The 21,458-nt window shown below is 57.0% G+C and carries 18 protein-coding genes and 3 pseudogenes; 13 read left to right on the forward strand and 8 right to left on the reverse strand.

What is annotated here, in order from left to right:
• Nucleotides 1–866 precede the first annotated feature (866 nt).
• From BLM14_RS25505 to BLM14_RS25525, 5 genes and pseudogenes are all read left to right on the forward strand, one after another.
• Complete coding sequence (locus BLM14_RS25505) at nucleotides 867–1,922, forward strand: HWE histidine kinase domain-containing protein (protein WP_100002871.1); 1,056 nt, start codon at nucleotides 867–869, stop codon at nucleotides 1,920–1,922.
• On the forward strand, nucleotides 1,912–2,307 hold the full coding sequence (locus BLM14_RS25510) for a response regulator (RefSeq protein WP_237143646.1): 396 nt from the start codon (nucleotides 1,912–1,914) through the stop codon (nucleotides 2,305–2,307). The genes BLM14_RS25505 and BLM14_RS25510 overlap by 11 nt, the downstream gene beginning before the upstream one ends.
• A 109-nt stretch (nucleotides 2,308–2,416) precedes the next feature.
• Complete coding sequence (locus tag BLM14_RS25515) at nucleotides 2,417–3,361, forward strand: transglutaminase family protein (protein ID WP_100002873.1); 945 nt, start codon at nucleotides 2,417–2,419, stop codon at nucleotides 3,359–3,361.
• Nucleotides 3,362–3,403: 42 nt separating this feature from the next.
• Entirely contained in the window at nucleotides 3,404–4,216 is an 813-nt protein-coding gene (locus BLM14_RS25520; RefSeq protein WP_100002874.1) for a transglutaminase-like domain-containing protein, read from the forward strand.
• Between the two features lie 187 nt (nucleotides 4,217–4,403).
• Nucleotides 4,404–4,715, forward strand: a pseudogene (locus BLM14_RS25525) (helix-turn-helix domain-containing protein); the annotation flags it as partial.
• A gap of 261 nt (nucleotides 4,716–4,976) precedes the next feature.
• Here BLM14_RS25525 and BLM14_RS32130 read toward each other — a convergent pair.
• Both BLM14_RS32130 and BLM14_RS25530 read right to left on the reverse strand, forming a co-directional pair.
• Nucleotides 4,977–5,087, reverse strand: a pseudogene (locus tag BLM14_RS32130) (type II toxin-antitoxin system mRNA interferase toxin, RelE/StbE family); the annotation flags it as partial.
• Nucleotides 5,088–5,165: 78 nt separating this feature from the next.
• Complete coding sequence (locus BLM14_RS25530) at nucleotides 5,166–6,068, reverse strand: LysR family transcriptional regulator (RefSeq protein WP_100002877.1); 903 nt, start codon at nucleotides 6,066–6,068, stop codon at nucleotides 5,166–5,168.
• Nucleotides 6,069–6,247: 179 nt separating this feature from the next.
• Here BLM14_RS25530 and BLM14_RS25535 point away from each other — a divergent pair, with 179 nt between their 5' ends.
• Both BLM14_RS25535 and BLM14_RS25540 read left to right on the forward strand, forming a co-directional pair.
• The gene (locus BLM14_RS25535) at nucleotides 6,248–7,240 is read left to right on the forward strand and encodes an NmrA/HSCARG family protein (RefSeq protein ID WP_100002878.1); all 993 of its coding nucleotides are present in this window, start codon (nucleotides 6,248–6,250) and stop codon (nucleotides 7,238–7,240) included.
• A gap of 400 nt (nucleotides 7,241–7,640) precedes the next feature.
• Complete coding sequence (locus BLM14_RS25540) at nucleotides 7,641–8,033, forward strand: VOC family protein (RefSeq protein ID WP_100002879.1); 393 nt, start codon at nucleotides 7,641–7,643, stop codon at nucleotides 8,031–8,033.
• A 456-nt stretch (nucleotides 8,034–8,489) separates the two neighbouring features.
• Here the strand turns inward: BLM14_RS25540 and BLM14_RS25550 are convergent, their stop codons facing one another.
• Nucleotides 8,490–8,909 carry a CBS domain-containing protein gene (locus BLM14_RS25550; RefSeq protein WP_100002880.1) on the reverse strand — a complete coding sequence of 140 codons (420 nt, stop codon included), beginning with the start codon at nucleotides 8,907–8,909 and terminating at the stop codon, nucleotides 8,490–8,492.
• A 632-nt stretch (nucleotides 8,910–9,541) separates the two neighbouring features.
• Between BLM14_RS25550 and BLM14_RS25555 the strand changes: the two genes are divergently transcribed.
• On the forward strand, nucleotides 9,542–10,147 hold the full coding sequence (locus tag BLM14_RS25555; protein ID WP_100002881.1) for a calcium-binding protein: 606 nt from the start codon (nucleotides 9,542–9,544) through the stop codon (nucleotides 10,145–10,147).
• Nucleotides 10,148–10,374: 227 nt separating this feature from the next.
• On the opposite strand, the gene BLM14_RS25560 is transcribed toward BLM14_RS25555, so the two are convergent.
• From BLM14_RS25560 to BLM14_RS25570, 3 genes are all read right to left on the reverse strand, one after another.
• Nucleotides 10,375–11,721: an SLC13 family permease gene (locus BLM14_RS25560; RefSeq protein ID WP_100002882.1), complete on the reverse strand. Its 1,347-nt coding sequence runs from the start codon at nucleotides 11,719–11,721 to the stop codon at nucleotides 10,375–10,377.
• Nucleotides 11,722–11,818: 97 nt separating this feature from the next.
• Nucleotides 11,819–13,333, reverse strand: coding sequence for a malonate--CoA ligase (locus tag BLM14_RS25565; protein ID WP_100002883.1), 1,515 nt, complete (start codon nucleotides 13,331–13,333; stop codon nucleotides 11,819–11,821).
• Nucleotides 13,330–14,754 (reverse strand): malonyl-CoA decarboxylase, encoded by a 1,425-nt coding sequence (locus BLM14_RS25570; RefSeq protein ID WP_100002884.1) that lies wholly within the window; start codon nucleotides 14,752–14,754, stop codon nucleotides 13,330–13,332. Before BLM14_RS25570 ends, BLM14_RS25565 begins: the two co-directional genes overlap by 4 nt.
• 163 nt (nucleotides 14,755–14,917) lie before the next feature.
• Here BLM14_RS25570 and BLM14_RS25575 point away from each other — a divergent pair, with 163 nt between their 5' ends.
• The gene (locus BLM14_RS25575) at nucleotides 14,918–15,568 is read left to right on the forward strand and encodes a GntR family transcriptional regulator (RefSeq protein ID WP_100002885.1); all 651 of its coding nucleotides are present in this window, start codon (nucleotides 14,918–14,920) and stop codon (nucleotides 15,566–15,568) included.
• A gap of 207 nt (nucleotides 15,569–15,775) precedes the next feature.
• Here the strand turns inward: BLM14_RS25575 and BLM14_RS25580 are convergent.
• Nucleotides 15,776–16,082 (reverse strand): annotated as a pseudogene (locus BLM14_RS25580) (DDE-type integrase/transposase/recombinase); the annotation flags it as partial.
• Nucleotides 16,083–16,317: 235 nt separating this feature from the next.
• Here BLM14_RS25580 and BLM14_RS25585 point away from each other — a divergent pair.
• Nucleotides 16,318–17,226, forward strand: a complete 909-nt coding sequence (locus BLM14_RS25585; RefSeq protein WP_204252046.1) for an arginase family protein — start codon at nucleotides 16,318–16,320, stop codon at nucleotides 17,224–17,226.
• Between the two features lie 1,145 nt (nucleotides 17,227–18,371).
• Here the strand turns inward: BLM14_RS25585 and BLM14_RS25590 are convergent.
• Complete coding sequence (locus tag BLM14_RS25590; protein WP_157929604.1) at nucleotides 18,372–18,980, reverse strand: hypothetical protein; 609 nt, start codon at nucleotides 18,978–18,980, stop codon at nucleotides 18,372–18,374.
• Between the two features lie 1,049 nt (nucleotides 18,981–20,029).
• On the opposite strand from BLM14_RS25590, the gene BLM14_RS32140 reads away from it, so the two are divergent.
• The 3 genes from BLM14_RS32140 to BLM14_RS32150 are packed head-to-tail and all read left to right on the forward strand — an operon-like array spanning nucleotide 20,030 to nucleotide 21,322.
• Entirely contained in the window at nucleotides 20,030–20,671 is a 642-nt protein-coding gene (locus BLM14_RS32140) for an HWE histidine kinase domain-containing protein (protein WP_237143647.1), read from the forward strand.
• A complete protein-coding gene (locus tag BLM14_RS32145; RefSeq protein ID WP_237143648.1) occupies nucleotides 20,668–21,021 on the forward strand; it encodes a hypothetical protein in 354 nt (117 codons plus the stop codon). The genes BLM14_RS32140 and BLM14_RS32145 overlap by 4 nt, the downstream gene beginning before the upstream one ends.
• 52 nt (nucleotides 21,022–21,073) lie before the next feature.
• Nucleotides 21,074–21,322: a response regulator gene (locus BLM14_RS32150; RefSeq protein ID WP_237143649.1), complete on the forward strand. Its 249-nt coding sequence runs from the start codon at nucleotides 21,074–21,076 to the stop codon at nucleotides 21,320–21,322.
• Nucleotides 21,323–21,458 lie beyond the last annotated feature (136 nt).

The raw sequence follows: 21,458 nt of genomic DNA on the forward strand, positions 1-21,458 counted from the left end.
GTTGTGGAAATCGGCACCCCAGCTCAATATCTAGGAAAACCGCCTCCGACGTCTTTGAGGGGTATGACTATGTATTTGCTCAAATGTGATCGCCTTTTCCAATTCCTGTTTCGTGGTGTCTTCTTCCTACTGCCATGCAAGCGTCAAAGGGAAGACAATGGTTGTTCAACATGCCAGGGAAATTGACGGTGCACCGAGAGAGCTGGTTCTGTCTCGCAGACAAGTCTGACACATCACTCGGTATGAAACGAAACTGAAAACGTATTTTACTTGAACCCGCTAATTCTATCTGAGCCCAAAGTATCCGAGTATGAAGAGAACAATGACGACTGCTCCGACCAGCCAGATCAGGTTGTTCATGACGTGCTCCTTGTCTTCAACTGTGCTGCTTCGTAAGAGTAATTCCGGATAATTCGCATCCGACACCCACCCGAATCGTACGGGTGCGTGCCAATCACCTGGGAGGGCGTTGCTCAATACCAGCGTCCACGGCCATACCAGCCGCCTCCGCCCAGCAGAAATACAATAAGAACTATGATAAGAAGTGTGGTGAGATCCATGTTGCGTCTCCTGCGAGTGCTCTAGTCGCTACCACCCATGCGTTGAGCAGGGCATGGACTCGACAGCACTCTGACCTCGCTCAACGTTCCGCGCCGCTTATTGTTCCAATGGAACGGTCGGAGATCGTTTGAACGAGCGCGTGCAAGGCAAGCCAATTTAATGTTAAGATGAGTAACGACATTCGCGTTTCGTGCTAGAAACGGATGAGAGATCTGGCTCATACAGGTGTTTGGTTCCTTTGCGAAGAAGTCCGTCGTTATACATCACTTCCTGGCGTAGGCTGCCCAACAAGATCGAGCTTTGATATGCCGACAATAACAATCAAGTCCGAAGAACAGAAGGACGCTGAAGCCGATGTTGAGCGTGTTCATGACGACCTCGGTCCATTCGTTGTTGCCGCCGAGACGACGCGAATGGCGATGGTGTTTACGAACGCGAAGGAACCCGGCAATCCGATAATTTTTACCAATGACAGCTTTCTTTCTTTGACCGGGTACGATCGGGACGAAGTGCTCGGTCAAAGTTTCAACTTTCTGATGGCACACGCCTCCGATGCGAGATCGCTGGCAACGATTGCATCCGAATTTGAGGGCAATTCGGCAGGGGGATCGGAAATTCGCTACCGCCGCAAGGACGGCAGCGAATTCTGGGCAGCAATCTTCATTAGCCCGGTTCGGGATGAACGCGGGGGCGTTGTCCAGCATTTTGCCTCCTTCGCTGATCTCACCCAACACAGGGAGGAGGAAGCTCACTCCAGGAGGCTCATTGACGAACTGAACCATCGCGTCAAAAACACCCTGTCGACGGTGCAATCGATTGTCTGGCAGGTCTTGCGGGCAACGTCTGATCCCAAGGCAATTCGAGACGCCATCGAGTCGCGTCTATCGGCGCTATCCCGCTCACACGACTTGTTGACCCGCAAGAATTGGGAAAGCGCGGGGTTGCTCGATGTGGTCAACGATGCCTTGGAACCATTCGCGGTCACGGGTGGTCGGGCACAGCGCATTGTGATTTCGGGCGACAACATCCTTTTCCCGCCAAAAGCAGCCTTGGCCCTTGGCATTGCGTTCAACGAACTTGCGACCAATGCCGTGAAGTATGGTGCGTTTTCCAATGGCGCTGGTTCAGTGCTGATCGGTTGGAAGATCGAGCCAACGCCGCAGGGCGGCCGGCTGATCCTGATCTGGCAGGAGAAGGACGGTCCGCCTGTCGTGACACCGTCACATAAAGGCTTTGGCTCGCGCATGATCGAGAGCGGTCTGGCCCAGGAACTGGAAGGCGCGGTGCACCTCGACTATCGGCCAGACGGCGTGGTCTGCACGATCAACATTCCCGCGCCACGAGGTGCTCGTGGAGGATAACTTGCTTTCCGGCCGCCGCGTCCTCGTGATTGAGGATGAAATGCTGATCCTTATGATGATTGAAGACATGCTGGCCGACCTCGGATGCGAGTCCGTGACCTCGGCCGCCACCATCGATCAGGCCATTGCCCTGATCGATGCGCAAGTGTTCGACGCTGCCATGTTGGATATGAATCTCAATGGCAAGAACAGCCGAGCTGTAGCCGACGCGCTCGCCGCGCATGGTGTTCCGTTTGTCTTTTCCACCGGCAACAGCGTCCACGATGTTTGGGACGGCTACACCGGCCATGCTGTTCTTAGAAAACCGTTCAGCAACGACGATCTGGTCGATATGCTTACACGTCTTCTCTCTTCGAATGGCGTTGCCATTCCGGGTATTTCCTGACGGACTTGCGCGAACGATTGACGAGCGTAGTGTGACACATCAGTGCCTCTTTCGTGTGTACACTACCGTGTCTCAGAAATTGGTCGGCTGTGCAGAGTGACATTTCACTATGACTATTTTTTCCGTAAGGCACATAACGGTCTATCGTTACCTGAGACCGGTGAACTTCGGCGAACATCGGCTGATGTTCCGGCCTCGGGACAGCTACGACCAGAGGCTCCTCTGCGCAAGCCTGATGGTGGATCCGCAACCCGGTGATGTTCGCTGGATCCACGACGTCTTCGGCAATTGTGTCACGCTTGTTGAAATTCCTGTCCGGGCCTCTGAGTTACGCTTCGAAACCCGCATCCGCCTTGACCATACACCCCAGGCGGCCCCGGATCTTCAGATAGACGCCGAAGCTCTAACCTATCCTTTCAACTACAGTTCGGACGAAATCGCGGATCTTGCGTGCACCATCGAGCGTCAGTACCTCGACGACGATGACGAAGTCGGGCGGTGGGCCCGGCAATTTGTCCATGTTGGCCGACCGACCGACACCGGTGCCCTGTTGATGACCTTGTGCTATGCCATTCACGAGAGCTTTGCCTATGCGCGTCGGCTGGAGACCGGAACCCAGCCGCCGCTGATCACCTTGCGGCTACGGCGCGGTACATGTCGCGATTTTGCGCTGTTGATGATAGAGGCGGTGCGATCGCTTGGCCTGGCGGCGCGCTTTGTCACCGGATACGTCTATGTTGCCGAACGCGACGGGTCGGACACGCGCGGCGGCGGATCCACCCATGCCTGGTGTCAGGTCTATCTTCCTGGCGCTGGATGGGTGGAGTTCGATCCGACCAATGGCATTGTCGGCAATCGGGATCTGATCCGGGTCGCGGTTGCTCGCCAACCGCGACAGGCCATCCCGCTAACGGGAAGCTACGGCGGCGTTGCCTCGGATTATGCGGGAATGTCCGTGCAAGTAAACGTGACGACGGACGGCACCAATCAAGTTTTCGATGAGCAGCTCGGCGTGCCAACGGAACCGTCCGAGGCGGTCAGCGTTCATCCCTAGCTTTTGCCAACCCGGCAAAGACCGCTGAGACAAAGGGCTGCGATGAAAATCCGTGCCGGTTTCACATTGGGCTACGAATGCCCGCAACCTACCCCTATGCTGCTCGTCCTCAGCATTCATCCGTCGCGACGCGGCGATCTCTTGACCGATCAGGTCTTGACCTTCGATCGACCGATTACGGCACGGAACTACACCGACGCCTTCGGCAACGCATGCACCCGGATTGTGGCTCCCGCCGGCGTGAGCACGATATCGACCGACTTCGAGATCTACGACAGCGGTCAGCCCGATATTGTCGCCGAAGATGCCATTCAGCATGGCATCAATGATTTGCCGGACGACGCGCTGGTGTTCCTACTCGGCAGCCGTTATTGCGAGACCGATCGTCTCGGTGATTTTGCTTGGTCCCAATTCGCTTCGACGCCGCCCGGATGGAGCCGAGTTCAGGCGATTTGTGACTTCGTGCACAACCATATTACCTTCGACTATCAAAACGCCGATGCGCTGAGGACTGCGCATGGCGGATACGTGGACAAAACTGGTGTCTGCCGTGATTTCGCTCATCTCGCTATCACGCTTTGCCGCTGCATGAACATTCCCGCCCGTTACTGCACGGGTTATCTCGGCGACATTGGAGTTCCGCCCGACCCTGTTCCGATGGATTTCAGCGCCTGGTTCGAGGTCTATCTGAGCGGCCGCTGGTTGACGTTCGATCCCCGCCACAACACGCCGAGAATCGGGCGAATTCTCATCGCCACCGGTCGCGATGCCACTGACGTGGCGCTTTCGACCAGCTTCGGTCCGTCACTGTTAGCGCGCTTCGAAGTTGTCACCGAGGAAGTGCTGACAACCTAGAAATGGATGCCTTTAAAATATATTGGAATGCTTCCCGATTCCGGGTGATTTTGATTTATCTGTGGACGGCCGTTTGGCAATGGCATTGGGTGAGCTTTAGATCGGTTGCCTTCCTATGTTCGGCCGGGTTGCCTGGCGCGATCGTGAACCTGACATACGTCAGGCATTCTGGATATCTCGCAACGGCCTCGCAGCTTCCGTTGGTCTATCTCGTCGTCAACTCGAACGCCTCTTTAACGAGAAAGCCGGGATGTCTCCGGGACAGGCATACAATAAGATCAAAATGGAACGGGCGAAAAAGCTGCTCATGCAAACCAGTTCACCGATGATCGAGATTGCACTCGATGTGGGCTTCGGTGACGCATCTCATTTCACACGGTGTTTCAAGCGCGTATGGGGGCAGACGCCTACGCAAGTCAGGGCTTCTGTGAGGGAAATATTGTGCGAGCGTCCCTCCCGGGACGACCGTATTAGGCCATTTGCGAACTTTCCTCAATGACCGCTTTGGGGCCGAGAGCAGTCCCGTCTGCTACGGGGCGCATTGAGCGAATAGCTTCCGTTCAGCAAGCGACCCCATCTCGGTCATTTGATGGCGTCGGTTCAGTGGCCGCTATGGTCGCAATGACGAGTAGATGGTGCACATCCGTTATCTTGCTCACCCACCAATTCTAGATAATTAGTGTACCGGACCGCCGCTCATTGGGGTCTGACTTCAAATGCTCGCCTTGAACGGATTCGAACTGCAGGATCCTCGAAAGGGAAAAACTGCAATGCAAGGCGTACGCGAGATAACAAGCTCCCTGGTTCTAGCAATTCAGCCGGGTCGACCGCTCTCGGGAAAGTCGAGAAGTCGGCGTGCGGCGCGGACGATTGCTCCTCAGTCGCACGTTCGAGGACGCCCTAGTCCGCTAAGCCGCGCGTCGCTTTCGTCACCGGCCAGGGCAGCCATTTATGTGTGCGCCATCAGCGACACAATAGCCTCCCGGATCCAGCGTTGGCCGCCGTGTCCGTGACAACGCTCGTGCCACACCATTCCCACTGCGAAACCTTCGACGGGAAATGGGCAGTCTATTACCATGAGCTTGTCGGCACGGTCGCGTACGAGACGTTCTGGAACAAGGGCAACGAAGTCCGAGTAAGACACGATCTCAGGAACGAACAAGAATGAGGCTGCAGATAACACCGCATTGCGTCTGTGTCCGAGGTCAGCCAAAGCGCTGTCCACTGGCGTCACAAAACCACCGCCGTCCAAGGAAACAATTACCTGGTCCATCTCAGCAAACTCCTCGACCGTGATTCCCTCTCGTAGTCTCGGATGCTTCCGTCGGCCAATGAGCACATAGCGCTCGTTAAACAGGTGTCGAGTACGAAGACTCGGCGAAGCGGCCTGCGGCGTCATGAGCGCCAGATCCACATCACCCCGCGCCATCTGCGCGTCCAACTGCGGCACGTCGAGATTGCGCAGCGCGACACGAACTCCGGGTGCCCGCATCCTGAGTTCCACGACGAGCGGCTTGACCACCACCGCCTGCAGATAATCTGTACAGGCGATAGAGACGGTTAGCTTGGCTTCAGCCGGGTCGAAGTTCCTATGGGAAACAACCGTGGCTCGAACTTGGTCAAGGGCCTGGCGCAAGGGGTCGAGCAACTCCATTGCTTTAGCGGTCGGCGTCATTCCTCGCTGTGCAGGAATCAGCAGTGGGTCGTCGAACTCATGCCTGAGGCGGTTTAGCTGGGCACTCACCGCCGGTTGGCTCAGATTCAGGCGAGCGGCCGCCTTCGTCACGTTCTGCTCCACGAGCAGCGTCTCAAGAGTGACCAGTAAATTGAGATCCAGGCGCTTGGTATCCATTGAATGGATAGTAGCCGAACATTCCTATGATTTCAAATATAGCTCGAAACAGGCGAGATTTCCCGGCCTGAGGTCCGACCTTTTCCGCGGTCGCCGTTCACTAGCACCTGGTGGACAGCAACCGGGCGACTACGGTTCACGACCTCAAGATCAGGAATCTCAAGACTAGGAGAAGTTGCATGATCCAAGCCGATACCACCAAACCTCTGATCACTGTTGTCGGTGCCTCGAGCAAGCAAGGCCGCAGTGTCGCCGAGGCCCTGCTCGACAGTGGGCGCTACCGGGTGCGTGCCCTGACGCGCCGCCGCGATAGCCAGCCCGCGCAAATCTTGGCGCAGAAGGGCGCCGAGGTCGTGGTGGCACCCCTTGAACTCGGCATGGAAGCCGAGCTAACCGCGGCCATGAGCGGCTCGTACGGAGCGTTCTTGATGACGCCGCCGATCGTCAAGGTGCCGCCGGAGGAACTCGAGCTTACCCTCGGCATGGAATTGGCTAACGCGGCGGTGGCCGCTGGCGTCGAACATGTGGTTTTCAGCGGGCTCGAAAATGTCGAAGCGCGTACCAGCGGCACGAAGTGGGCGCCGCACTTCACCGACAAGGCGAAGGTGGAGGACTACATTCGCAGCTTGCCCGTTCGCAGTTCGTTCGTGTACCTGGCGTTTTACTACACCAACTTCCTAGAATACTATGTGCCCCAGCGCGGGGCGGACGGCATAACGTTCGCCATATACTTGCCGCCGCATATACCCATGCCGTTCTGTGATCCGCTCACTGCCGCCGGACCGGCGGTGCGCGAGATTTTCGATCACCCGACGCAATACGCCGGCAAAACCCTACCAGTGATCGGCGAGTTTCTCTCGGCGCAAGAAATGGTGGACACTTTTGTGCGGGTCACCGGGCAGCGGGCGCACTATGCCTCCGCTTACTCTCGCGAAGACTTGTTGCGCCACTTTCCGAATTTTGCCGCCGACGAGCATCTCGTGCGCGAATTGGTGGGCATGGTGGAATACGCTGTCGAGTATGGCTATTACGCCCCCGACCGCGACCTGATGTGGAGTCGGAAAATCGATCCGCATGCGTTGACTTGGGAGCAATTTGTGAAACATAGCAATTGGCAAGGCGACCTGCTGTCCTATGCCGCCACCTCTGAGGCGGAGCTTTTGTCGACGTGACAGAGGCGACGCTGCATTCGCGCTGTGAGTACGTTGTTGGCGTTTGCGGACTGGCTGAACCCGGGCGTGCTCGTTCACGAACTCGCCCACTACATCCAGTAGTCCAACAATGTGCCGATGTGTGAGATCGAAGCCATTACCGGTCAATACAGATGGCCGCAAGCTAACACGACCATTCGTCGTCACAAAATCAGGATTATTGCGACAAGCTGAATGTCGCAGAAGGGGTGGAAAGCCGAAGTCTGAAAACCCTCGGTCCTTTCGTTCTGTCCACAATTTAAGTAATGTTCCGTCTATACTCTGGAGGTATCATGGTCTTCGATCCCATCTCGTGCCGCATCGCTTCAGTCATGGAACAATTCTGAGCAACGTGCGAGGAGAGATCACAGGGAGTAATGGCATGGCTATCGATTTCAACCACACAATACTGTTGGCCCGCAACAGCGAGGCATCGGCAAAATTCTTGGCGGAAATGCTTGGCCTTCCAGCCCCGAGGCACTGGGGACCTTTCCAGATGGTCACGACCGAAAACGGTGCCAACCTCGACTACATGGATACCGACGGCGAAATCACGCCGCAGCATTATGCGTTCCTGGTCAGCGAAGCCGAGTTCGACGAGATCTTCAGTAGGATTCGTGAACGGAATCTCCCGTACTGGGCTGACCCTAGCCGGACGCAGGCGGGCGAGATCAATCACCACGATGGAGGCAGCGGCGTTTATTTCGAGGACCCGAACGGTCATCTTATCGAGATCATTACCCGTCAATACGGCAGCGGCGGATGGAACCCGTGATCGTTCGGTGACGTAGCCAGACTGTTATTCGGCGTTCAGTTTGACCCTGCATACGCATCCAATCGCGACCCTATCATGCGGCTAATTATTCTAATGTCATCAACGATGTAGAAGACGTACGGCAGGGTCGTTGTTCAGTGCCTATTGGGGATCAGACCCCGCGCCGCATTACGGCCAAAGTTTGCACAAACCGCCGCATTCTCATAATTAACTGCAGTGCGACACTGGCCGCGCGCACCTGTGACCGGTACCGATCTTCTAGCCGGCCGAGATGGAACAGTGCCGTCGAGAAACGTACCTGGTCGAGGGCCACAGTCAGGACCCAGCCAACGAAATCTTTGAGTGCGGCTTCCGACAGGTTTCAACGGCCATCGCGATCGCCCTGTTCAGCGGCTACGGGATGCCCATGTCGTCAAGACCTCCATCTATTCACGGAAAGGCGGCCAAGGAGCGGACTTATGGATGAGACGCAGTGACAGCCGCCATCAATTCTCCCATTAGTTCGCGTCCGCTGTGATGCGAGATATCGCCGACAGAGAGCATTCCGACCATCCGTTTGTTATCGTCGATAACCGGCAGGCGCCTGATCTGCTTTGATTCCATCAACCGTACGGCATTTTCAACCGTCTCGTCGGTCCGGCAATAAACGACCCCTTTGGTCAAGACATCTCGCGCTGTCAAAGAAGCCGTATCCCTGTCGCCGGCGAGAGCCCGGAGCGCAATATCTCGATCTGTGACCATGCCGATGAGGCGGTCATTCTCACCGACCGGGACAGCACCGACGTCATCGTTTTTCATAATTTTCGCGATTTGTGCCAGCGAGGCATCAGGCGCGACCCAATTCACCCCCCTATGCATTGCTTCAGAAACTTTCATGGCAACCTCCATATTTTGAAAGTGCGGGAAAGTTCAAACGATACACCTGTTTGTTCAGTGATGCACATCAACATAGCGGTACCTGGCGTCCAATCCTTACCAATGAAGCCTGCGATGCGCCGTAGCAAGGCCGATCATGTGTGTCGCGCTGCATAGCAAAGGAGAAGAGGACCAAGCCATCGGGACCTGATGTGCCAACTGCGCCAGGCCCCCAACGATCCGAGGCGGTGGCGAACCGGCACTGCACATGGGCTTTACACCGTCGTTAAGAATCGTCCCGCCCAATGGCAGTTGTCGTATTGTCTACCGCATTCCATCAGGCATAGAAGAGCTTATCGCTTCCCACCGCCCAATTTTGGCGCGAATTAAGGCATGAATGTGAATAATGTTTCGACTTATGAAATATATTCATAGCAATATTCACCCATAAAACAAATATATTGTTTCAACACAAAGATATATGTTAAACTTAGTCGACATAATACACAATTTAATAAATTGTTATTATTGAATGCCACATTTATATACTTAGCTGTGGTCGCCTCGCATATGTACAGTGCAGAGCGGTAAGGCATCGATCGTCGGCTTGTTCCGGCAATTTTAAACTCAAAGCACGACAGAAGGAGAAGCAGATGGCTACTCTAGAAGGTGGCGCCTACGACGACGTCTTGTTTGGCTCCCGTTTTGACGATTTCATCCACGCCCATGGCGGCGATGACGTTGTCTTTGGTGGTAAAGGAGGCGACTCGATATTTGGCGACGATGGCAACGATCTGTTGTTTGGCGAAAAAGGCAATGATGTCCTCTTCGGCGGCAATGGATCCGACACCCTCCTCGGCGAGCATGGGGCTGACGTCCTCAACGGCGACGACGGTAACGATGTCCTCCTCGGCGGCGCCGGGAAGGATGAACTGTCAGGCGGCGCAGGCGATGATACGCTTATTGGCGGCGCCGGGGCCGATACGCTCTCCGGGGGCGCAGGTGAGGATGCGTTCGTGTTCACGGGCGGCGGCGGCAATGACGTCGTGCTCGATTTTACCCCTGGTGAAGACATCCTCCAGATCTCCAGTGGTATTAACGGCCAGGATATTCAGTCGCCGGATGACTTGGCTTCCCGTGTCACGCAGGTTGGCGACAATGTCGTCGTCGACCTGGGTCATGGCGACTCGGTCACTCTGGTGAACACCAGCTCAGATGATGTTCAGGCTCACCCGGACAGTTATTTCACCGTACACTGATCCAAAAACTAAGCGTGCCCTGCCACTAGGCCGGGCACGCTTTTCGTGGCGATGCCCAGATCCAATTGGCGAGGGCTTCGTTGCAGAGGTCCGCTCGACAGTGGAGCAAGTCTCAGCTCGAGCTGTTGCCTGCGAATACACTCCAATCTGCGCGTTCCCTCCTCAAGTGATCGCAAGCGTGCCGAAAGGGGCCGGCACACTTTTTATTTGGGAACGGCAGCCCGTCGTCAGACCAGCCCAGGCACGACGAACACGGCCCAGGCAACCACTGGACCGATGATCGCGATCAATGCGCTGTAGATCAGCAGCTGTCGCAGCACCTGCTCGCGCTTGTCATCCGGCGCATTGGCGACGACGAGGGCGCCGTTGGTGGAAAACGGGCTGGTGTCGACGATCGTCGTCGAGATCGCGATCGCCGCTACCACACCGATGGCGCTGATGTGCCCTTGCAGGAGGAACGGAACGGCGAGCGGAATAATGGCGCCGAGCAGCGCGGTGGAGGATGCAAAGGCCGAGACGATGGCCCCTGTGAAGCAAAGCAGGAGCGCCACCAGGAGCGGCATGCCGAGACTGGATATGCCGCTAGCCACATAGTCCACCGTACCGGCTTTCTCCATGACGCCGACATAGGTGATGATGCCTGCGATCAGCAGCACGGTCGACCAGCTCACCTTGTCGATCGCCGCCTTCTGGGTCTTCGGCGACAGGAGTGCCAGCACGACGGCAACCGTGATTGCGACCAGACCGACGTTGAACTTGAAAACCAGGGCGCCGATGCCGAGCGCCGTCAAGCCGATCAAGGTAAAAATTCTCTCATTGGTTAGGCGCAATGTCGTAGCGGTGTCAGCCGCCGTGCCGTAAGCATGCTCCCTGATTGGTTTGGCAGGCGTGCCGCCATGGCCTCTGATCGACGCCGACACGCCCTCGGGATGCAGTTCGGGCAAGGGGCCGAATGATGCGGTTTTTTGCTTCATCACCTTCGCACCGCCGAAGACGAAGAAGACCAGCACGGCGATCGCCAGGTTGAAGAAGAAGCTGGAGAGAAACAGCGATGTCGGGGCGAAAGGTAAACCCGCCTTTGCAACGATCTGATTGGTAATGCCGCCATAGACGCTGATCGGGGAAAAGCCACCGGCCTGCGCGCCATGGATCACCATCAGGCCCATCATCGCCGGGTGGATGCGGTATTGCACGGCAAAGCTGAGAGCGACCGGCGCAAGGATGGCGACGGCCGCCGGCCCCAGTGCGCCGAATCCGGTGATGATGGCAGCGACGAGGAACATCACCCAAGGAATCCAGCCGACATGTCCCCGCACAAGCCGCACCGCGCATTCGACCAGCCAGTCGATGGTGCCGTTGATCTGCGCAATGGCGAAGAGATAGGTGACGGCGACCAGCGTCAGAAAAAGATCGCTCGGAAAGCCGGCGAAAATGTCGCCGGCTTTCATCCCGATGATCAGCGAGCCAAGCACGAATGTGCCGCCGAATGCCAGCGCGCCCATGTTGATCGGCTGGATCGTCGCAATAACGAACATACCGATCAACAGCAGTATGGATAGTATTTCGATGCTCATGATTCCCCTCCCTCCGACGCCTCCAGCGTCGTCAGTCCTGTTTTCGAGATTGAAGATGATTTCGGTGCGCCTTCCTCCCAGAGGGCGCGTCGTCACGTCACGTTCTGGCGTAAAGGTCGGCGTATTTGTGCCGCAGAAGGTTCTTCTGGACCTTGCCCATCGTGTTGCGTGGCAGGTCCTCGGCGAAGATGATGCACTTGGGCTGTTTGTAGCGCGCGAGACGATCCTGGAGGGCGCCGACTATGGCCTTTTCATCCAGGACGACGCCGGGCTTGCACACGACGATGGCGGTGAGGCCTTCGCCGAAGTCGGGATGCGGAACACCGATCACAGCGCTCTCGGCAACACCGTCGATCTGGTCGATCTCACTTTCAACCTCCTTCGGATAGATGTTGTATCCGCCCGAAATCACCAGGTCTTTGCTGCGGCCGACGATGTGGACATAACCTTGTCCGTCGATCTTACCGAGATCGCCGCTGATGAAGAACCCATCTGCGGTAAATTCGGCCGCGGTCTTTTCCGGCATACGCCAATAGCCCTTGAAGACGTTCGGCCCCATGATCTCGATCATGCCGGTTTCTTCCGGCAGCAGCACCGCGCCGGTGGCGGGGTCGGTTACGCGCACTGTCACGCCCGGCAGTGGGAAGCCGACCGTTCCGGCAATCCGTCTCCCCTCGTAGGGATTCGAAGTGTTCATATTGGTTTCTGTCATGCCGTAGCGCTCAAGGATCGCGTGACCGGTGCGTGCCTGAAACTCGGTATGTGTTTCGGCAAGCAGTGGAGCCGAACCGGAAATGAAGAGGCGGATATTGGCTACCGCCTCTCTGTCGAGGCGCGGGATTTGCAGGAGGCGCACATAGAAGGTGGGCACGCCCATTAGCATTGTTGCCTGCGGCATCAGGGACACCACCACTTCCGGGTCGAACTTCGACAGCAGGAACATCGAGGCGCCGGCGAGCAGTGTGACGTTCGTGGCGACGAACAGCCCATGCGTGTGGAAGATCGGCAAGGCATGGATCAGTCGATCTTCGGCGGTGACGTGCCAAACGTCTCGCAAGGTCAGGGCGTTCGAGAGCAGATTCCCGTGAGTGAGCATCGCCCCCTTGGAGCGTCCTGTCGTTCCCGACGTGTAGAGGATCGCAGCCAGATCGTCTGCAGAGCGCGAGGCATTGACAAAGTCGGCCGGCTCATCGCGTGCGAGGTCAAGCAATGAGCCGGTGCCATTGGCGTCGAGCGTTTCGACGATCGCGCTGTGAGGCTTCGCGATTTTCTCGACGCCCCCCCGAGCAACCGACGAAACAACCACCAAACGCGGCTCGGCATCACCAATAAAATAATCAAGCTCAGCCAGCGTATAGGCGGTGTTGAGCGGCAGGTAGACCGCGCCGCTTCGAAGGCAGGCGAGATAAAGGATCAGGGCCTCGGCGCTTTTCTCGACTTGCACCGCAACTCGGTCGCCGGGGCGAATGCCGAGCGTGTCCATCGCACTGGCAATGCGGCCGGAAAGAGAAAGCGCGTCATTGTAGGTCCATGTGCGAGTGCTATCGATCCGGATGAACGGTGCGTCACCGGGCGCGGCGGCCCGCATGGCATCGAAAAGATGGTTGCTCACTTTCGCCCTCCTCCAAGCGTTGAGTTCATTATTTGTGCGAATGGCCGGGCGCCTTTTTGGCCATTGCCGCCGCGGCGGCTTTCGTCGTTCTGGTTGAGCAAGCTTTTGACGGCCGGCGAGGCAATCACTTCGCCGCGCTGCGCCAGCGCCTCGTGGTTCGCGACGATGTCGTCGAGCTTGTAGAGGTAGTTAACCATCAGACAGTGTGCCTGCTGCATCGCCTTGGTCGAGCAGTCGCCAAGAAAATTCAGTCTTTCCAGTCGAGCGCCGTTCCCAAGATGGAACCGCGCGACCGGGTCGACCGGGCGGCCCTCCAGCGTCCGCTCTATGAGGAAATAGCGCGCCGCGAGCGGCAGCAAGACGCGCTCAACCTCGACCGCCGTGCTCTCTTTGTCGGGCCAGGTCGGGTCATCCAGCAACATCAGGGTTTCGCGGTCCGCTTCCGACAGCAGTGGATCGGTGGCTGAGGCGCGCGCCTTGGCAAGCCAACGGCCAAAGCCCGGAACGGGCGAAAGCGTGACGAAATTCTTCAGGCCGGGTAAATCCCTGCGCAGGTCTTCCACGACCTGCTTGATCAAGAAGTTGCCAAATGAGATTCCGCGCAAGCCATCCTGGCAGTTGGAGATCGAATAGAAGACGGCCGTCGTCGCCTGGTCGGCATTGATCTGCTCCCTGCCCTCATCGAGCACGTCTCCGATGGCGCGCGGGACGGACCGGGTGAGCGCCACTTCGACGAAAACCAGGGGTTCGTCGGCCAGTCGGGGGTGAAAGAAGGCAAAGCAGCGACGGTCGGCCGGCGCCAAACGACGGCGCAACTCCTCCCAGCCGGCTATTTCGTGCACGGCTTCGTATTTAATGATCTTTTCAAGGATGTGAGCCGGCGTCGACCAGTCGATCGGTCGGAGCGTAAGAAAGCCACGATTGAACCAGGAGCCGAACAGATGTGCGAAGTCGGCGTCAAGCGCGTGATTTTCTGTGGATTGTTCTTTGGAAGCAAGAAGCTGCTGACGCATCCGGACGAGCTTGGCGGTGCCGTTCGGCGCGTGATTCAATCGGCGCAGGAGCTCTTGTCGCCGCGGTTCGGCCGCCTGGTGGAGTGCAATGATCGCGGCTGAGTTCTTTTCGGCGCGGTAATTTTCAATCGACTGGTCGAGCTTGGACATTTCGGGCCCGAACTTTTCATGAAGCATATGGAAGAACTTCTGCGCGTCCTCGCTCTCGAGCGCGCCCCAGCGCTCGAGTATTTCGGCAGCCAGGGCCATGCTTGAGGCTTCACCCCTGCTCGACAGCAGCATTTCACAGAGCGTTTGCAGATCGACTTCGGCTGCGACCTGCGTGGTGCGCGAGCCGGAAAACAGAAGCTGTCGTCCGCGATCCGTGATGCTCTGCAGCATATCGGTGAAGAAAGAAGCCTCAGACATGCCATTCTCCTCTCTTCTGATGGCCGGTCGAATTGCACGGACCGTTTGACGCCGCTTCCCATCGCCGGGTTTCACCGGTAGTATATAAACTGTCATATTTCGTACACGAGGTCAACTATCGTGTATACAATAATGGTGTTTATGTATGAGGAAAGTGGAACGAATGTCTGAGAATGTCGGCCGATGGCTTCGGGATGAGATTGAAAATGCCATTCTTTCCAACGAGTTCGCCCCTGGTGAACGCCTGGACGAAACGGTGCTTGCCAATCGGTTCGGAGTCTCGCGAACGCCAGTGCGCGAGGCGCTGATGCAGCTTGACGCCATTGGTCTTATAGAAATCCGTCCGCGCCGAGGTGCTGTCGTTATCGATCCGGGGCCGCACCGCATCTATGAGATGTTTGAGGTCATGGCGGAACTCGAGGGCCTGGCCGGGTCACTCGCCGCCCGACGGCTGGACGAGGAGGCCCGAGAAGCTATTTCGGCCGCCCACAGGCGCTGTGAGTTATCAGCAGGTGCCGGTAACAGCGACGCCTATTATTACGACAACGAGGAATTCCACAAGGCAATCTACGCGGCGAGCCGAAGCGACTTCCTTGGGGAGCAATGTAAGCAATTGCACCGGCGCCTGCGGCCTTATCGCCGCCTCCAGTTGCGTGTACGCAACCGCCTGTTGACGTCCTTCTCAGAACATTGCGCCATCGTCGATGCGATCTTTGTTGGAGACGGAGAGGAAGCCCGCCGACTGCTGCGGGGGCATGTCGGCATTCAGGGCGAGAGGTTCAGCGATCTGGTCGCAAGCATGGTACCCAGGTGACCCATGTAAATGTCGGCGTGGCAAATCTCAGGCAACCGGCTGGCGCCGGTCATCTCAACCAGCGAGTGCACATAAAGGCGTAAATCAGTACTGCCTCGAGATCCCGCGGACAGCGCGGCAAACGCAACGGCGAGTGTCTCAAGACTTCCCCGAGGTTCTGTTGCAACGGCGGAATTGGAACGCCAATGGCCTGACGCCACACGTTATTTATGCGGCAAGAATCCCAAATTGTTCGGCCAGGGACGGATTAGGATTGAAGGCGAACCTCGCCTGTCGCTTGCGCATCATATGGACCATTTCGATGCCGGAGAGGATTGATATGGGCGGTGGTCTCCGATTTGAACCCAAGCATCGGTCGCACGCGGCGCTTGATGCGCCGGTGGCCCTGCTCGATAAGATTGTTCAAGTGTTGACTCTTCCTGATCGTGATCGGCTTAAGTTGACGCCGGGAGCGATCCTGCAAGCGATTTGTCGCGTCGCAGGAAAGGATCGCCTCCCGGTTGCGATCAAAGCCAAATTCGCCCGGCCCTGAGACGCTCGAAGGTACCCTGCTCGTCCTGGAGTAGCCAACTACATCGGCGGCAAGAATGGCAACAAGTTTACGGTCCATGACCGTCCCCCTTGTCTGGGTCGAATTTCCTTGCGCGAACAATATCACAAACTGGGGCTGTAACCTTAACTTGCCGGTTATTTTGATGACCGACAAGTTAAGGTTACAGTGCCGTCTAACATGCTCTGAGGGAAGCAATATGCAGCGACCGATCGTCCTTGTTGACGCACCATCCAATCTCGGCCTGCGGCCGTTACGTCCGGGTCATGTACCCGGTACATGGCATGCGCCCGAAGCCTTGGCGCGCGTCGGCCTCGATGAGGCGCTCGCACCGTTGCGGAAGGTCAGACTGCCGCGGCCGGCATATGAAACCAAGGCACAACCGGGCACCCGGCTTCGTAACGGCCAAAGCATAAGGGCGTTCAATCTCATGCTCGCCGACGCGGTCTCGGCGGCGGTCGGCGCCGGCGAGTTCCCCGTCGTGGTCGGCGGGGACTGCTCGATCCTGCTCGGCGCGCTTGCCGGCGGCCGGCGGCTTGGGCCACTCTCGCTGGTCCATGTCGATGGCCACAGCGATTTTCGCCATCCGGGCAATTACGATTCCGCCGCCATGCTCGGCGCGGTCGCCGGCATGGACCTGGCACTGGCGACCGGACGCGGCGAGGTACTGCTGACCGGCTGGCCGAACGCGCCCGCGCCGCTCGTGCCGGACGAGCAGGTGGTTCAGATCGGCGAGCGCGAAGGGTGCGATGCGGATTTCGCCTGGCCGGACGTCAACGAGACCGCCATCACGCGCATCGACGTGTTCACCGCAAGGGAGATCGGCGTTCTGAGCGTCATCGAACGCACGCACGATACGCTGGATCGGACCGGTTGGCCGTTCTGGCTGCATTTCGACGTCGATGTCCTCGACCAAGCGATCATGCCAGCCGTCGATACACCGGGCAGCCCTGGCATCGATCCGGCTGATCTCGTCGTGCTGCTGCGGAGTCTGATCAAGGATGCGCGCTGCGCCGGCCTTACGGTCACGATCTACGACCCAAGTCTCGATCCCCAGGGTACTTATGCGCGGCTCGTCGTGTCCCTCTTGCGCGATGTATTTGCCTGAAGCGCCACCGCCCCCAGAATATGCCCAATCATGTCGATCCCGTTAGTTACACGTTCGGCATTCCAGCCCGATAGAAACGCTGACCACCGCTGTGCTCGCGGATTGAAATTGAACCAGGGATATTCGACGCCCCTGCATGGCTCAATGCCATCACGCATTTTGTTGAAAAGCTCGTCCGATACGCCCTCAATAGGTGGTCTTCACATAGATGAGATAAGAGCCATAGCAGTCGTGGCCAGCTTTATTCTTGTGTGGCCGCGCCGCGGCGTCGTAGCTCTTGCGGTTGACGGTCTTACCGCACACCGGGCACGGAAAACGTAGGTCGGTCCAGCAGTCACGCTCCGGAGACTCGATGCTCGACGAACCGGCGCCTGGCGAGCGGTCAAGCCCGACGATGAGGTAGACCTGTGCGGAATGGATTGGGGGCCAGAAGGCGTGAGCTCAATCGGATAGCGCGGCGAGAAGATATTTGTGTCGGCTTCGCGCTTAGAATGCTGCTGACCAGGTAGCTGCGAGGCTGTCCGTTGTCCGCGCGCACCGCCATGAGGAGCACATCGCCGGCCTGGGAGCGGCGGAGCGAATAGGCTTCGATAGCGCGTGTTGAGCGATTCCCTGCTTGTCGCGGTAGTCGATCTCGACGAGCAGTCTGTTGGCCGCTGCAAATCTGATCGTTTCGATTAACGACTGGCCAATCGAGCCAGACGGCAGACCAATGATGCGTTCGCGGATAGGCCAACAAAAATTGTACCGGGTCCAAAATATATGGGAGGAGGCTGAAGCGCTCGAAAGCTAGCTAAGAAAAGCGCTGGAGAGGTTGTCGAAAACTGTTCGTTTGAAAATGCCGATAAGAGCCTATTTTGATTGGTGCCTAATCGTCTACAATGATCTTGTTGCGGCAACATCGAAAAACGGCAGCAGGCCAGCCACCTGTATCAGAGAAGTGGGTTGGACCGATCCCAATATGAAGACCGGCGTCCATTAGCGCCCTTCCATTGACTTAAAAGGCCGATGTGAGGATCGGCCTTTTAAAAGCATTCTTCAGAAATGACTATTCCCTGCGTGGTAACCGTGCATCGCCTTCCTCATCTTCGACTTCAGGATCGCGGGCGAACTCCGACACTTTCACCTCATGCGGGGATAAACTTTCAATCACGGGATTTGTCGACGCTGTAAGATCGAGCACGGACACGCCCGCTGGTCATATCGCGCTTGCCAACCCGAAGATCCTTATCTTCTTTGAGGTCAGGTATTGCCTCATCGACGTCGTCCGGAGTTTCGTTCCCCGAAGCACTGGCGACGCCTGCCATTCCCGAAATCTTTGGATCCCCGGTGCGATCATACTCAGCCGGTGCCAGGTCCTCGATTGCTGGTGGCGACCAACCTTCGGAGCGCCAGGACGCAGCACGTTCATCGATGTCTACGCTGCCTTCATCGTCAAGAATATCGAGCGCTATATCCGACAGTTCGGCAGCTACACCAGTCACCGTGACCAGGTAGCCGCCACGCCGAAGCCCCTCGGAATAGACCTCTCGCTCAGCACTCGGCAAGAAGAAGTCACCCAGCGATTCCCAAAAGCCCTTGTTGTCATCGCTCGATCTTGCTTCCGGGCTGACAGCATCGTCGCCCTCGACCAGGCGAACGCTATCTCGACCAATTCCCGCATCAACTAGACGCTGCACAGCTCTTTCCGCCATTTCGCGATCTTCATAAAAAGCAGTTAATGTGTTCGAAGGGGTTGAGTTGTGGTCACTCATTTTGGCGTCTCCTCATTGTTGGGTTTTGAAACGCTGGTTATTGCGAGCTGCCTCGATACGCTTAGAAACCGCACAATTCTGCGGTGTATTCCTAGGTCATCGCACACCAGGCCGTCTGATCAACAAACGGCTTCAGTGATGGTTCCGGCAAGGAGCCAAAATATTAGTTCGGAGGGCAAATGCACGGCTAGCGACAGTTCGTGGTCCTGTCGAGCTTCAATCGTGATCATGGGAACTAAGTTCTGATAAGATGCGTTGCTGATTAAGGTAATGTCAGCTGTGTCAACCGGACATGATGGCAGGACGGACAAGGGAGTTTTTCCGGTTTCCGATCTTGGCCAACGAAATGGCAGGCGAGCGTCTATCCCATCCGGCTGACATTGCTTCAACATTAAACAGGATTGTCGTGACGAAGAAGAGTATGAAGAGAACAATGACGACTGCTCCGACCAGCCCAGATCAGGGTGTTCAGGAGGTGCTCCTTGTCTCCAACTGTGCGCTTCGTAAGAGTAATTCCAGGATAAATCGCATCCGACATCCACCCGAATCGTACGGGCAGCGAGCCAATCACCTGGAGGGCGTTGCTCAATACCAGCGTCCACGGCCGTACCAGCCGCCTCCGCCCAGCAGAAATACAATAAGAACTATGATAAGAAGTGTGGTGAGATCCATGTTGCGTCTCCTGCGAGTGCTTTCGGCCATCTTCGCCGCTCCTGCCCCGAACAGGGCATCATCCTACAGCACTCTGACCTCGCTCAACGTTCCGCGCCGCTTATTGTTCCATGGAACGATCGGAGATCGCTTGAACGAGCGCATGCAAGGCAAGCCAATTTAATGTTAAGATGAGTAACGACATTCGCGTTTCGTGCTAGAATGGACAAGAGATCTGGCCCCTACAAAGGTGTTTGGTTCCTCTGCGAAGAATGTCCATCTCGCTATAACATCACATCCTGGCGTTGGTTGCCCAACAAGATCGAGCTTTGACATGCCGACAATAACAATCAAGTCCGAAGAACAGAAGGACGCTGAAGCCGATGTTGAGCGTGTTCATGACGACCTCGGTCCATTCGTCGTTGGCCGCCGAAACGACGCGAATGGCGATGGTGTTTACCAACGCGACGGAACCCGGCAATCCGATAATTTTTGCCAATGACAGCTTTCTTTCTCTGACCGGGTACGATCGGGACGAAGTGCTCGGTCAAAGTTTCAACTTTCTGATGGCACACGCCTCCGATGCTCAATCGCTGGCAACGATTGCATCCGAATTTGAGGGCAATTCGGCAGGGGATCGGAAATTCGCTACCGCCCGCAAGGACGGCAGCGAATTCTGGGCAGCAATCTTCATTAGCCCGGTTCGGGATGAACGCGGGGACGTTGTCCAGCATTTTGCCTCCTTCGCTGATCTCACCCAACACAGGGAGGAGGAAGCTCACTCCAGGAGGCTCATTGACGAACTGAACCATCGCGTCAAAAACACCCTGTCGACGGTGCAATCGATTGTCTGGCAGGTCTTGCGGGCAACGTCTGATCCCAAGGCAATTCGAGACGCCATCGAGTCGCGTCTATCGGCGCTATCCCGCTCACACGACTTGTTGACCCGCAAGAATTGGGAAAGCGCGGGGTTGCTCGATGTGGTCAACGATGCCTTGGAACCATTCGCGGTCACGGTGGTCGGGCACAGCGCATTGTGATTTCGGGCGAGAACATCCTTTTCCCGCCAAAAGCAAACCTTGGCCCTTGGCATTGCGTTCAACGAACTTGCGACCAATGCCGTGAAGTATGGTGCGTTTTCCAATGGCGCTGGATCAGTGCTGATCGATGGAAGATCGAGTCAACGCCGCAGGGCGGCCGGCTGATCCTGATCTGGCAGGAGAAGGACGGCCCGCCTGTTGCCACACCCTCACATAAAGGCTTTGGCTCGCGCATGATCGAGAGCGGTCTGGCCCAGGAACTGGAAGGCGCGGTGCACCTCGACTATCGGCCAGACGGCGTGGTCTGCACGATCAACATTCCCGCGCCACGAGGTGCTCGTGGAGGATAACTTGCTTCCGGCCGCCGCGTCCTCGTGATTGAAGGATGAAATGCTGATCCTTATGATGATTGAAGACATGCTGGCCGACCTCGGATGCGAGTCCGTGACCTCGGCCGCCACCATCGATCAGGCCATTGCCCTGATCGATGCGCAAGTGTTCGACGCTGCCATGTTGGATATGAATCTCAATGGCAAGAACAGCCGAGCTGTAGCCGACGCGCTCGCCGCGCATGGTGTTCCGTTTGTCTTTTCCACCGGCAACAGCGTCCACGATGTTTGGGACGGCTTACAACGGCCATGCTGTTCTTAGAAAACCGTTCAGCAATGACGATCTGGTCGATATGCTTACACGTCTTCTCTCTTCGAATGGCGTTGCCATCCCGGGTACTTTCCTGACGACTCCGGGACGTATAGAGTTTGGTCAGTCTTGCGTGTGATTGGGACGG

It is taken from the genome of Phyllobacterium zundukense (assembly GCF_002764115.1).
Taxonomy (GTDB): Bacteria; Pseudomonadota; Alphaproteobacteria; order Rhizobiales; family Rhizobiaceae; genus Phyllobacterium; species Phyllobacterium zundukense.